The organism is Dactylosporangium sp. McL0621 (assembly GCF_049995355.1).
Classification (GTDB): domain Bacteria; phylum Actinomycetota; class Actinomycetes; order Mycobacteriales; family Micromonosporaceae; genus Dactylosporangium.
Window position 1 is genome coordinate 182996 of record NZ_CP188259.1, and the last position, 11869, is coordinate 194864.

The window sequence follows — 11869 nt, forward strand, 5'->3', positions numbered from 1 at the left end:
GCTGCCATCAGTGGGCGAATCCTTCCAGGGCGGCCGGCAAAGGTCGCGAATGGAGCACATCGAGCCGCGAAACGGCGCGCGTCAGCACGACGAAGAGCCGGTTGAGGCCGCGGGGCTCGGCGGTCACGATGTCGGCCGGCTCGACCACGATGACGTGGTCGTACTCCAGGCCCTTGGCCAGGCTCGCCGGCAGTACCGTCACCCGCTCCTCGGCGTCGAGGCCGGCCTCGCGCAGGGCGTCGGTGAGCCCCGCGACGGCCGCGTCGGCGGCGATGATCCCGACCGAGCCGGGGTGGTCGAGCGCGGCCCGGGCGGCGTCCACGACCGATCCCTCGACATCCGCGACGGTACCGATGGTCAGCGCGCCGTCCGTGCGCAGCGAGCGGGCCTCAGGAACGTCCACCCCGAGCGAGGGCAGCAGCCGGTTGGCGAGCTCGACGACGGCCGCGGGAACCCGGAAGCCGGTGGTCAGCGGTACCACCCGGGCCTCGGGCTTGCCCAGGTGCGACAGCAGCACCCGCCAGTCCCGCGCGGCCCACGGCGCCGTGCCCTGCGCGAGGTCGCCGAGCAGCGTGATCGAGCCGTGCTCGCTGCGCCGCGCGATGACGCGGGCCTGCATCGGGGAGAGGTCCTGGGCCTCGTCGACGACCACGTGCCCGAACGACGGCACCCGGTCGATCAGCCCGGCGGCCTCGTCGATGAGCACCGCGTCGGCCGTGCTCCACCGCGCCGACTTCGCCGACTTGGGCGGCTTGGCCCAGGCGAGGGCGCCGCGCTCGGCCTCGTCGAGCTGTTCGTCGGCCGGGTCGCTGAGGATCTCGAACACCAGCTGCTCCGGCGTGACCGCGGGCCAGACCTTGTCCAGGACCTCGGTCACCGGGACCGCCTTGCCCATCCGCCGCTGCCAGCCCTCGCTGGGCGAGTCACCGCGGCGGGCCTCGGACTGGCGCATGAGCAGGCCCACGATCCGGGCGCGGACGCGCTCGCGGCCGATGCCGTACGGCGGTGCCTCCCGCCGCACGTCGTCGACGATCCGGCGGAGCGCGTCGGCCGAGAGCCGCCAGCGGTACGAGCCGTCCGACACCGTGAGCGGCTCCTCGGGCCGCCCGATCTTGGCCAGCAGGCGGCGTTGCAGTACCGCCGCCATCTTTTCCTGGTTCTTGACCTCGGCGGCGGCCTCGCTGTCGGCCCCGCGCACGGGCGTGGTCAGCAGCCCGTCGATCGTGGACTGCCGCACCTCGAGCTCGCCGAGGGTGGGCAGGACGCTCGCGATGTACTGCAGGAACGCCGAGTTGGGCCCGACGATGAGCACGCCGGCGCGGCGTAGGCGCTCGCGGTGCAGGTAGAGCAGGTACGCGGCCCGGTGCAGCCCGACCGCGGTCTTCCCGGTGCCGGGCGCACCCTGGACGCAGATGGACTCGTCGAGCTCGGCGCGCACCAGCGCGTCCTGCTCGGGCTGGATCGTGGCGACGATGTCGCGCATCGGCCCGACGCGGGGCCGCTCGATCTCGTCGAGCAGGATCTGGCTGGTGCCCTGCTCCTCGCCCCGGCTCAGGTGCTCGTCCTCGAAGCTGGTGAGCTGCCCCTTGACGAACCCGAACCGCCGCCGCACGTCCACGTCCTGCGGGTCGACGGCGCTGGCCTGGTAGAACTTGCGGCTCAGGGGCGCGCGCCAGTCGAGCACCATGGGCTCGCCGACGGCGTCGGTGACGTGACGGCGGCCGACGTGGTACCGGTGCTCGTCGATGTCGAGCCGCCCGAAGAACAGCGGCGTGTCGGGGTTGTCGGCGAGGTCGGCGATCCGCCGGGCGAGCGTACGCCCGAGCGTCTCGGCCGCGAACGGGTCGCCGGCGACCTGATCCCCGGTGGCGAACAGGTCCTCGGCCCGCTCGCGCATGCGCTTGAGCGCCGCGCGCGACGAGTCGAGGTGCGCTTGTTCCTGGGCGAGCTCGGTTTCGAGTGCGGGCACGATGATCCTCTTGGAGGTCGCGTTCGGCTCGCTCGCGTATCCGGGAGTGGTAAACCCGGCGCGTGGGACGTCCGCTGCGGTGCTACATAACCGCGGCCGTCAAGCGGCCATCCACGCTACGCGATTCGCCAGCCCTGTCCACCGATTTTCGGCGGGGCAGGGTTCAGTGACACCGGTCGGGCCGGTCTCCGGCTGCCTGGAACTCCGGCCGCGATCGCGAGGCGGCGGCCGGCGAGCTGCTCGGCGCCGTCAGGGGCGGAGCTCCGGGATGACGTCGATGGCCAGGACCTGGCCGCCCGTCGGGTCCAGGAGTTGGCAGGCCAGGCCTATGCCCGCGTCGATCGGGCCGGCCAGGACGCGGCCGCCCAGGTCCGTTGCGCGGGTCATGAAGCCCGCGCAGTCGTCGATCGAGAAGATCGTGCGCCAGTGGTGCGGGGTGCCCGGCGGGTACTTGGCGTCCATGACGCTCATGCCGCCGACCACGCGGTTGTCGGAGACCCACTCGTGGTACTCGAAGTTCGAGCCCGCCACGGAACCCTCGCGGTCGGTCCAGCCGAAGACCTTGCCGTAGAAGGTCGACGTCGTCGCCACGTCCCAGGTCACCGTCTCGCTCCAGCAGATCGCGCCCGGCTCGTCCTGGACCTGGGCGCCTGCGAAGCGGGACTTCTGCCAGGCGCCGAAGACCGCGCCCGCCGGGTCGGCGAACAGGGCGGCGCGGCCGCGGCCCGGTACTTCGGCCGGGGGCTGCAGGACCGTGCCGCCGGCCGTCGTGACCTGGGCGGTCGTCGCGTCGGCGTCGTCCGTGGCCACGTATGTCAGCCAGGCCGCGCGCTCGGCGGACGACGGGGCCAGGCCGGCCACGACCAGGTCGCGCAGCAGGAACACTGTGGCGCCGTCCTCGGTCTCGGCCGTCGTCCAGCCGAACAGGCCGGTGTAGAACGCGGCCGCCGCGGTCGGGTCGGGGCTGGTCAGCACCGACCAGCAGGGCGTCGCGGGGGCATACCCTCGTACTCGCACCGCGCCAGAGTAGGCAAATGGTCAGACGTTCCAGATCGTCTGAAGGGGTACACATTGGGTGACGACGGTCGGCGGCAGGCTCGGGTTCGCGACGCGGCCACGATGCGGGCGCTCGCGCATCCGGCGCGCATCGCCGTGCTCGACCGGCTGTTCTCCGGGGAGCCGGCGACCGCCACCGAGCTCGCCCTGGTGTGCGGGCTCTCGCCCAGCGCGACCAGCTACCACCTGCGGGCCCTGGCCAAGGCGGGGCTGATCGAGGAGGCGCCCAGCCGCGGCGACGGGCGGGAGCGGCTCTGGCGCAGTCAGCACCGCGGGCTTGAGGTCGCCACCGGGCCCGAGCGGGGCGCCGCCGAGCAGGCCGCGGACCGTGAGCTGGCGGGCATGTTCCTCGACGTCGAGGACGCGCGGGCGCGGACCTGGCTCGCTCGGCGCGACGAGGAGCCGTACGAGTGGTACCTCGCCTCCGTCTCGGCCGGCGTGAACCTCGTGGTCACCGCGGACGAGCTGCGTGAGCTCAACGAGCGGGTGCTGGACCTCCTCGAGCCGTACTCGCGGCGCGCGCGTCCGAACCCGCCCGCCGAAGCGCGCGCGGTAGACGTGACATACCGGGCATTTCCCCGAGTTTAGTCCGTTTCACGTGAATCGACGGGCTTGCTCGCGGCACATGTGAAGCATTATTTTCGAAGTATGTCTTTCACATCTCGCCGGGATGTGTACGCGCTCGCCACCGTCCGCGGCGTCTCCCTGCTCGGGGACTTCCTCGCGACGACGGCGCTCGTGCTGGCGCTGCAGGAGCGGGGCGCCGGCGGGGCCGTCATCGCCGCGGTGTTCGTCGCCGCCGTCCTGCCCGAGGTGCTGTTCGTACCGCTCGCGGCCCGGGTCGTGGACCGCGTCGACAGCCGGCTCCTGCTCACGGTCACCGGCGTGGCCCAGGCGGCCTGCTGCGCGGCGATGGCCTTCACGACCTGCACCTGGGCCCTGATCGGCCTCGTCGCGCTGCTCGGCGCCGGGCTCGCGGTCACCGCCCCGACGTTCAGCGCGCTGCTGCCGGAGATGGCCGGGCCCGAGGGGCTCGGGCGCGCGATGGCGCTCGGGCAGACCGCGAACGCGCTGGGCGCCCTGGCCGGGCCCGCGCTCGGGGGCGTGCTTGTGGGGGCGTTCGGGCTGCGGGTACCGCTGCTGATCGACGCCGCCACCTACCTCGCGGTCGCGGCGGCCGGGCTGCTGTTCCGGACCCGGCGCCGGCGCGCGGCCGCGGGCGGGACGACCGGCTGGCGGCTGCGCCAGGACCGGCTCCTCGCCGCCACCGCCGGGCTGCTTGCGGCCCTGGTGCTGGCGCTCAACGTCAACCTGGTCGTCGGCGTGTTCTACATCCGGGGCCCGCTGGGCGGCAGCGCGGCGCAGTACGGCCTGGTCGACGCGGCCTGGATGGCCGGCATGCTCGCGGGGGCCTGGCTCGGCGCCTCCATCCGCGGGCCCGACGGGCGCCTGGCCCGGCTGCTCGCGGCGGTGTTCCTGGGCACCGCCCTCGTGGTGCTGGGGTCGGGCCTCTTGACGACGGTTTGGCAGTTGTACCCACTGTGGCTGCTCGGCGGCGTCCTGAACGGGATCGACAACACCCTGCTCGGGGTCCTCGCCGCGCGCCGCGTCCCCGCGCCCGTGCGGGGCGCGTACTACGCCCGCTTCGGCGCGATCGTCAACGGCGCGAACCTCGTCGGCTACGCGGCCGGCGGTGTGCTCGTCGAGCACTTCGGCCCGCGCGCGATCGTGCTCGGCTGCGGCGCGGCGGGCGTGGCGGTCGCGGTCGTGTTCGCGGTACCGCTGCTCAGTGCTGCGTCAGCAGTTGCTTCGTCACCTCGCGGCACGTCTTCGCCCCGTAGTCCTTGCCCAGCGAGCTCGGGTAGTGCGCCATGATCCCCAGGCTCCACCCGTCGCCGACCGCCATGCAGGCGATGTGCCACTGCCCGTCGTCGCGGGCCAGCCAGCCGTTCTTGATCGCCGTGGTCTTCTGCACGTCGGCCGGTAGCGCCTCGATCGGGCCGAAGCGCCCCGGGCCGCGCACGCTGCGCATCTCGTTGAGCAGCCAGCCGGTCCACTTCGGGCCGGCCGCGCGGCCGTCGCCGATGCACTTGGCCAGGCGCGCCACGTCGCGGGCCGACATCTGGGTCAGGCTCCACGAGTTCTGGGTGCCCTTGGTCTCGGTCAGGCCGCAGACGGTGATCATGCGCTTGATCGAGGTGAGATTGCCGTTCTGCACGTGGTACTTGAACGTGTTGATGGTCTCGGAGTCGCGGATCATGCGGCTGAGCTCGGCCATCGCGGTGCTGCTGGGCTGCTTGCCGGACTCGGCCTGGCGGCGCAGCCAGTCCGCGGCGACCCAGGCCTTGGCCATCGAGGCCGTGTCGCTGGTGGTGTACGGCGTGGAGCCGTACATCTGATCCGTCTTGTGGTCGTAGTACGCCCACGACCAGAACCCCTTGACGTTCATCGTGACCGTCTGCGTCGGCGTGAACAGCGGCCCGCTCGGCGCGGCGCTCGGGATCTCGCTCGGCGCGGCGTCCGGCGACTCGAACGTGTCGGCGGCCGCGGGCACCTGCCTGGTCGCGGCCTTCGGCGTGGCGCCGCCCGAGCAGCCGGCGGTCGCGAGCGCCGCGAGCAGCGTGAGCACAGCGAGGGGGCGTCGCATCACACGAGGGTAGCGGCTGTGAGAAAGGCCGCCCCGTCCGTGTGGAGCCCGGCCGTTGGGGCACCATGGGCGTTGTGCCTGCACTGCAGCGGCCCCGCGTCGGCCACATCCAGTTCCTGAACTGCCTGCCCATCTACTGGGGCCTGATGCGGTCCGGCGCCCTGATCGACGTGGACCTGTTCAAGGACTCCCCGGAGCGGCTCAATGCGGCGCTCGTCGCGGGCGACCTGGACATCGGGCCGATCTCGCTGGTGGAGTACCTCCGCAACGCCGAGGACCTCCTCCTCCTGCCCGATCTCGCCGTGGGCAGCGACGGCCCGGTCCTCTCCGTGAACCTTGTTTCCGCGGTACCGCTGGAGTCGCTGGACGGCCGCCCGGTCGCGCTCGGCGCCACCTCGCGCACCGGCGTGATGCTGGCGCAGATGTACCTCGAGTCCCATGTCGGCGTCCGCCCGACGTACTTCCAGAGCCCGCCCGACCTCGCCCGCATGCTCGACGAGGCCGAGGCGGCGGTGATCATCGGCGACGTGGCCCTGCGCGCGATGCACGACGCGCCGCAGCACGGCTGGCAGGTCACCGACCTCGGCCAGGCCTGGCGCACCTGGACCGGCCTGCCGATGGTCTTCGCGGCCTGGGCCGTGCGCCGCGACTTCGCCGAGGCCCATCCGGGCCTGGTCAAGGACGTGCACGAGGCGTTCCTCCGTTCGCGCGAGCTGTGCCTGACCGAGCTGGACGAGGTCGCGGATGCGGCGGCGCGCTGGGAGACGCTCTCGGCCGAGACGCTGGCGACGTACTTCCGCACGCTGGACTTCTCCCTGGGCGAGCGGCAGGTGGAGGGCGTGCGCGAGTTCGCCCGGCGCGCGGCCGAGCGGGGCGCCGTGCCTCCGCTGCCGCCCGGCGGGCCGGCGTTCTTCGAGGGCTGAGCCGCCTGTCGGCGCTCGGACGGCGCGCAGGTTCGTTTCGTCCGAAAAGTCCGCTTGGAGGGAAGTCGCGATCCGGCGGGACGTGGAGCCGGCCGGCGGACGGTGGGCGGAAAGTCTGCTTTGCGAAAAGTCGGGCGCTCCGCGCCGCGACTTTTCGGACTTATCTCCGGACGGGGTATAAATGCGAAAAGTCCGATCACGAAGTGTCGGACTTTTCGTTACGCCGGTCGAGCCAGTTACGCCGGTCGAACCAGTCACGCAGGTGGGACCAGCCACACACGTGGGACCAGTCGCGTCGGTCGGTCCAGTCGCGCTGGTCGGACCAGTCACGCCGGTCGGTCCAGTCGTGCAGGTGGGGTCAGTCGTGCCGGTCGGACGCCGGATGCTCGTCGTGCTCGACAACTCCGCGGCCCGACCTCGTCGTGTGGCCCGAGAACGCCAGCGACCGGCCGCGCGGGCCGGATCAGTCGCCCAGGTGGGACCAGTCGCGCCGGTCGGCTCGGTCGCGCCGGTGGGGCCGGCCACGCGGGTCGGGTCGGTCGCGTCGGTCGGGCCAGTCACGCCGGTCAGGCCTGCAACTGCCTGGTCACGCTCGAGCAGATGTTCTCGCCGTACCCCTGCCCCTTCGCGGCCGGGTACACCGTCAGCACGCTCAGCACCCAGTCCGTCCCGATCGCCATGCAGTTCACGTGCCATTTTCCGTCGCTCCGGGCGATCCACCCGTTCTTCACCGCCGTCCCCGCCTGCTCCGCCGCGGGCAGCGCCGGTGTGATGCCGAACTTCTGGTCGTTCGCCACGTTGCGCATCTCGTTGAGCAGCCAGTCCGTCCACTTCGGGCCGGCCGCCCGCCCGTCGCCGATGCACGCGCCCATCCGGGCCGCGTCGCGGGCGGAGACCAGGGTCGAGGCCCAGTCGATGTACGCCTTCGAGTCGGTCAGCCCGCAGGTCTGCACGAGGCGCGTGATGCTGGCGGACCTGCCGTCGAGGCCCCAGAAGTACGCGGCCGCGTTGTTGTCGCTGTTGCGGATCATGAGGCTGAGCTGGGAAAGGTTCGACTTGCTCGGATTGGGGTTGCGGCGCAGGTAGTCGGACGCGAGCCACGCCTTGATCATGGAGGCGGTGCGCTGGGCGCTGTTGGCGTTGTCCGAGCCGGCCATCGCGCCCGTGCGGCGGTCCAGGACGGTCCACGACCAGAAGCCGGTGGCGTCGACCGCGACCGTCGCCGGGTGCAGCAGGGCGGGCGGCAGGGTCGGGGCGGTCGGCGCGGCCGGGGCCGCCTTGCGCGTCGGGGCCTCGCTGGCCGCGGGGCTCTCGCTCGGCGCGGGGGCGGCGGGCGCGGCGGCGTCGGAGCTGGCCCCGAGCAGATCGCTGCCCCAGACGAAAGGTACGCCGACGAGCAGCGCCGCCACGAGCAGTACGAACGCGGTCAGTCCGACACGCTTGCGCATCAGTCGGTGGTCCCTCCCTGGCGGCCGTCACGACGATTCCATCGACCGTCGGTCATGAGCAGGTGTTGCCGGTGTTAACACGACGTAAGAGAACCGGCAGTTCACCCCGCGTGAGGTATTGCCCGACCAGTCTTTCGTTCAACCGAATCACCCGCAGCCCGGACATGCTCAAAAGTCCCTGGTAGTTGCCTCGACGTGATGTGACACCTTCTTGCCGCTCGTGTCGGAAGCTGTAACACTGGAGGTGTGTACGGCAACGACTTCGCCCCCCTCCTCGAGCAGGTGGACAGCGCGGAGCAGGCGCTTTCCCGAAAAAGCTCGGTCGTGGAAGACCGGGGAGACCTGCAGGAGTACTTCGACGCGCTCGTGGCGGCCGACCAGAAGGTCGAGCCGCGGGACTGGATGCCCGAGGCGTACCGCAAGACGCTGATCCGTCAGATCGCCCAGCACGCCCACTCCGAGATCATCGGCATGCAGCCCGAGGGCAACTGGATCTCGCGCGCGCCCTCGCTGCAGCGCAAGGCGATCCTGCTGGCCAAGGTGCAGGACGAGGCCGGGCACGGGCTGTATCTCTACGCGGCCGCCGAGACCCTCGGCGTGTCCCGCGAGGAGCTGGTCGAGATGCTTGTCGAGGGCCGCCAGAAGTACAGCTCGATCTTCAACTACCCGACGCTGACCTGGGCCGACATCGGCGCCATCGGCTGGCTCGTGGACGGTGCCGCGATCGTGAACCAGGTGCCGCTGTGCCGGTGCTCCTACGGGCCCTACGCGCGCGCCATGATCCGCATCTGCAAGGAGGAGTCGTTCCACCAGCGGCAGGGGTACGAGATCCTGCACACGCTCTCGCACGGCACCGAGGCGCAGAAGGCGATGGCCCAGGACGCCGTCGACCGCTGGTGGTACCCGTCGCTGGCCATGTTCGGCCCGCCCGACGGCGACTCCACGCACTCCGAGCGCTCGATGGCCTGGAAGATCAAGCGCTTCTCCAACGACGAGCTCCGGCAGCGGTTCGTGGACATGTGCGTCCAGCAGGCCGGGGTCCTCGGGATAAAGCTGCCCGACCCGGACCTCAGGTGGAACGAGGAGCGGAAGGCGCACGACTACACCCAGCCCGACTACGACGAGCTGATGCGCGTGATCAAGGGCGAGGGTCCCTGCAACCGCCAGCGTATGGCGCACCGCCGCCGTGCCCACGAGGACGGCGCCTGGGTGCGGGAAGCCGCCAAGGCGTATGCGGAGAAGCAGCATGTCTGAGCCGCTCTGGGAGGTGTTCGTCCGGCCGCGCCGCGGGCTCTCGCACGCGCACGTCGGCTCCCTGCACGCGCCCGACGCCGAGATGGCCCTGCGCAACGCCCGCGACGTCTACACCCGCCGCCAGGAGGGCGTCTCGATCTGGGTCGTCCCGGCGAGCGCGATCACCGCGAGCAGCCCCGACGAGAAGGACGCCTTCTTCGAGCCGGCGGCCGACAAGGTGTACCGCCACCCGACCTTCTACACCGTCCCCGAAGGCGCGGAGCACATATGAGCGACACGGCTCTCGAGCTCGGCGACGACGCGCTCATCGCGGCGCAGCGCCTCGCCGAGTGGTGCTCGCGCGCGCCGGAGATGGAAGAGGACATCGCGCTGACCAACATCGCCCTCGACCAGCTCGGCGCGGCCCGGCTCCTGCTCACCTACGCCGGCGAGGCCGTGCAGAAGACCGAGGACGACCTGGCCTTCCTGCGCGGGGACCGCGAGTTCCGCAACGCGCTGCTGGTCGAGCTGGACAACGGCGACTTCGCGGTGACCATCGGCAAGCTGCTGTTCCTGGCCGTGTACCAGCGGCTGCGGTACGAGCGCCTGGCCGCCGGCGACGACGTGCGGCTGGCCGGGATCGGGGCCAAGGCGCGCAAGGAGTCCACGTACCACGCCGAGCACGCCGCCCTGTGGACCGTGCGCCTCGGCGACGGCACCGAGGAGTCGCACCGGCGCATGCAGTCCGCCGTCGACGCGCTCTGGCCCTACACGCACGAGCTCTTCGAGGGCGAGGCCGCGAGCCTGAAGGAGCCCTGGCTGGCGGAGATCACCGAGGTGCTGCGGAAGGCGACGCTGAACCGGCCCGCCGACGGCTGGGCGCCCTCGGGCGGGCGGCACGGGGTACACACCGAGGAGCTTTCCAAACTCCTCGCCGAGATGCAGGTGCTGCACCGCGCACACCCCGGGGCGACGTGGTGAGCGCGCGCGCGACGGTGGCCGCGGTCCGCGACCCGGAACTGCCCGTCGTCACCATCGAGGAGCTGGGCATCCTGCGCGACGTGGCCGAGCGGGACGGGCGCGTGACGGTCACGATCACGCCGACGTACTCCGGCTGCCCCGCCATGGACGCGATCCGCGCCGACATCACCGCGGCCCTGCACGCCGACGGGTACGCCGACGTGGCCGTCGACACCACGCTCGCCGAGCCGTGGACCACCGACTGGATCACCGCCGCCGGCCTCGAGAAGCTGGCCGCGGCCGGGATCGCGCCGCCGTCCTCGACCAGGACCAGGCTGACGCTGAGCGTGCGCTGCCCCCGGTGCGGCTCGCCCGAGACCGAGGAGCTGTCCCGGTTCGGCGCCACGGCCTGCAAGGCGCTCTGGCGCTGCCGGGCGTGCCGCGAACCGTTCGAGCGCGTGAAGGCGATCTGAGGCCATGACCGTTTCGGAGATCCGCCGGCCGGTGAAGCGGCGGCCCATGTTCCACCGCCTCGCCGTCGTCGACGTCGAGCGGCTGACCGACGACGCCGTGGCCGTGACCTTCGACGTGCCGGCCGAGCTGCGGGAGCTCTTCGCGTTCCGGGCCGGCCAGCACCTCACCGTGCGGCGGCACGGCGAGAGCGGGGAAGAGATCCGCAGGTCGTACTCCATCTGCTCGACCCCGTCGCGCCTGCGCGACGAGGGGGAGCTGCGGGTCGGCATCAAGCGGGTCGTCGGCGGGGCGTTCTCGACCTACGCGCTGTCCGGGCTCGCGCCGGGCGACGAGGTCGACGTGCTGCCGCCGCTCGGGCACTTCACCACGGCGTTCGACCCGGGCCGGGCCCGGCACTACGCGGCCGTCGCGGCCGGCTCCGGCATCACGCCGGTGCTCTCGCTGACCGCCACGGCGCTGGAGACCGAGCCCGAAAGCCGGGTCACGGTGGTCTACGGCAACCGGGCGGCCGCCTCGGTGATGTTCGCCGAGGAGCTGGCCGACCTCAAGGACCGGCACCGGGAGCGGCTGCACGTCGTACACGTGCTGTCGCGGGAGGCGCAGGAGTCGCCGCTGCTGTCCGGCCGGCTCGACGAGGCGCGCATCGGCGCGGTCCTCGACGCGCTGCTGCCGGCCGGGACGGTCGACGAGTGGTTCCTCTGCGGCCCCTACGGCCTGGTGCTGGACGCGAAGGTGGCGCTGTCCGCGCGGGGCGTCGAGGATTCGGCGGTACACACTGAGCTCTTCCACGTCGACGACGCCCCGCCGGCGGCACGCCCGGCCGCGGCGCCCGAGGACGCCGGCGAACGGGCGGAGGTCGGCATCGTGCTCGACGGGCGCGCGACGACGTTCACGATGGCCCACGACGAGCGGGTGCTCGACGCGGCGCTGCGGGCGCGGCCCGAGCTGCCGTACGCGTGCAAGGGCGGCGTCTGCTCGACCTGCCGCGCCAAGGTGGTCGAGGGCCGGGTCGAGATGGCGCGCAACTTCGCGCTGGAGCCCGACGAGCTCGCCGCCGGTTATGTCCTGACCTGTCAGGCGATGCCGATCTCGGACCGTGTCGTGGTCGACTTCGACGCATGACCCGTGTCACACCCATCCGGATCGGCGGCCGGTCCGA

The 11869-nt window shown here is 72.1% G+C and carries 12 protein-coding genes; 8 read left to right on the plus strand and 4 right to left on the minus strand.

Features of this window, described 5'->3' with window-relative positions; translation table 11 throughout:
- Window positions 1-7: 7 nt before the first annotated feature.
- Together ACPPVO_RS00825 and ACPPVO_RS00830 are read right to left on the minus strand one after the other, a co-directional pair.
- Entirely contained in the window at window positions 8-1975 is a 1968-nt protein-coding gene (locus tag ACPPVO_RS00825) for a HelD family protein (protein ID WP_426514487.1), read from the minus strand.
- Window positions 1976-2218: 243 nt separating this feature from the next.
- Complete coding sequence (locus ACPPVO_RS00830; RefSeq protein WP_426509213.1) at window positions 2219-2986, minus strand: VOC family protein; 768 nt, start codon at window positions 2984-2986, stop codon at window positions 2219-2221.
- 54 nt (window positions 2987-3040) lie between these two features.
- On the opposite strand from ACPPVO_RS00830, the gene ACPPVO_RS00835 reads away from it, so the two are divergent.
- Both ACPPVO_RS00835 and ACPPVO_RS00840 read left to right on the plus strand, forming a co-directional pair.
- Entirely contained in the window at window positions 3041-3613 is a 573-nt protein-coding gene (locus ACPPVO_RS00835; protein WP_426509215.1) for an ArsR/SmtB family transcription factor, read from the plus strand.
- A 60-nt stretch (window positions 3614-3673) separates the two neighbouring features.
- Window positions 3674-4900, plus strand: coding sequence for an MFS transporter (locus tag ACPPVO_RS00840; RefSeq protein WP_426509216.1), 1227 nt, complete (start codon window positions 3674-3676; stop codon window positions 4898-4900).
- Here ACPPVO_RS00840 and ACPPVO_RS00845 read toward each other — a convergent pair.
- Entirely contained in the window at window positions 4812-5672 is an 861-nt protein-coding gene (locus ACPPVO_RS00845) for a hypothetical protein (RefSeq protein WP_426509218.1), read from the minus strand. The two genes, ACPPVO_RS00840 and ACPPVO_RS00845, sit on opposite strands and share 89 nt — an antisense overlap.
- Before the next feature lie 74 nt (window positions 5673-5746).
- On the opposite strand from ACPPVO_RS00845, the gene ACPPVO_RS00850 reads away from it, so the two are divergent.
- Window positions 5747-6595, plus strand: coding sequence for a menaquinone biosynthetic enzyme MqnA/MqnD family protein (locus tag ACPPVO_RS00850; protein ID WP_426509220.1), 849 nt, complete (start codon window positions 5747-5749; stop codon window positions 6593-6595).
- Between the two features lie 566 nt (window positions 6596-7161).
- Here ACPPVO_RS00850 and ACPPVO_RS00855 read toward each other — a convergent pair.
- Complete coding sequence (locus ACPPVO_RS00855; protein WP_426509222.1) at window positions 7162-8043, minus strand: hypothetical protein; 882 nt, start codon at window positions 8041-8043, stop codon at window positions 7162-7164.
- Between the two features lie 246 nt (window positions 8044-8289).
- Between ACPPVO_RS00855 and paaA the strand changes: the two genes are divergently transcribed.
- Genes paaA through paaE form a run of 5 tightly spaced genes read left to right on the plus strand, consistent with a single transcriptional unit; the run spans window position 8290 to window position 11832 of the window.
- Window positions 8290-9297 carry a 1,2-phenylacetyl-CoA epoxidase subunit PaaA gene (paaA, locus tag ACPPVO_RS00860; RefSeq protein WP_426509224.1) on the plus strand — a complete coding sequence of 336 codons (1008 nt, stop codon included), beginning with the start codon at window positions 8290-8292 and terminating at the stop codon, window positions 9295-9297.
- Window positions 9290-9568, plus strand: coding sequence for a 1,2-phenylacetyl-CoA epoxidase subunit PaaB (paaB, locus tag ACPPVO_RS00865; protein WP_360367573.1), 279 nt, complete (start codon window positions 9290-9292; stop codon window positions 9566-9568). The genes paaA and paaB overlap by 8 nt, the downstream gene beginning before the upstream one ends.
- Window positions 9565-10257 carry a 1,2-phenylacetyl-CoA epoxidase subunit PaaC gene (gene paaC, locus ACPPVO_RS00870; protein ID WP_426509226.1) on the plus strand — a complete coding sequence of 231 codons (693 nt, stop codon included), beginning with the start codon at window positions 9565-9567 and terminating at the stop codon, window positions 10255-10257. The genes paaB and paaC overlap by 4 nt, the downstream gene beginning before the upstream one ends.
- Complete coding sequence (paaD, locus tag ACPPVO_RS00875) at window positions 10251-10709, plus strand: 1,2-phenylacetyl-CoA epoxidase subunit PaaD (RefSeq protein WP_360367567.1); 459 nt, start codon at window positions 10251-10253, stop codon at window positions 10707-10709. The genes paaC and paaD overlap by 7 nt, the downstream gene beginning before the upstream one ends.
- Before the next feature lie 4 nt (window positions 10710-10713).
- Window positions 10714-11832 (plus strand): 1,2-phenylacetyl-CoA epoxidase subunit PaaE, encoded by a 1119-nt coding sequence (paaE, locus tag ACPPVO_RS00880; RefSeq protein ID WP_426509228.1) that lies wholly within the window; start codon window positions 10714-10716, stop codon window positions 11830-11832.
- Window positions 11833-11869: the final 37 nt, after the last annotated feature.

Bases quoted from the DNA above. Each gene is read 5' to 3' on its own strand.
- paaC (WP_426509226.1), top strand. From the start codon at position 9,565: ATGAGCGACACGGCTCTCGAGCTCGGCGACGACGCGCTCATCGCGGCG.
- paaE (WP_426509228.1), top strand. From the start codon at position 10,714: ATGACCGTTTCGGAGATCCGCCGGCCGGTGAAGCGGCGGCCCATGTTC.
- ACPPVO_RS00855 (WP_426509222.1), bottom strand. From the start codon at position 8,043: ATGCGCAAGCGTGTCGGACTGACCGCGTTCGTACTGCTCGTGGCGGCG.
- ACPPVO_RS00845 (WP_426509218.1), bottom strand. From the start codon at position 5,672: ATGCGACGCCCCCTCGCTGTGCTCACGCTGCTCGCGGCGCTCGCGACC.
- ACPPVO_RS00840 (WP_426509216.1), top strand. From the start codon at position 3,674: ATGTCTTTCACATCTCGCCGGGATGTGTACGCGCTCGCCACCGTCCGC.
- paaB (WP_360367573.1), top strand. From the start codon at position 9,290: ATGTCTGAGCCGCTCTGGGAGGTGTTCGTCCGGCCGCGCCGCGGGCTC.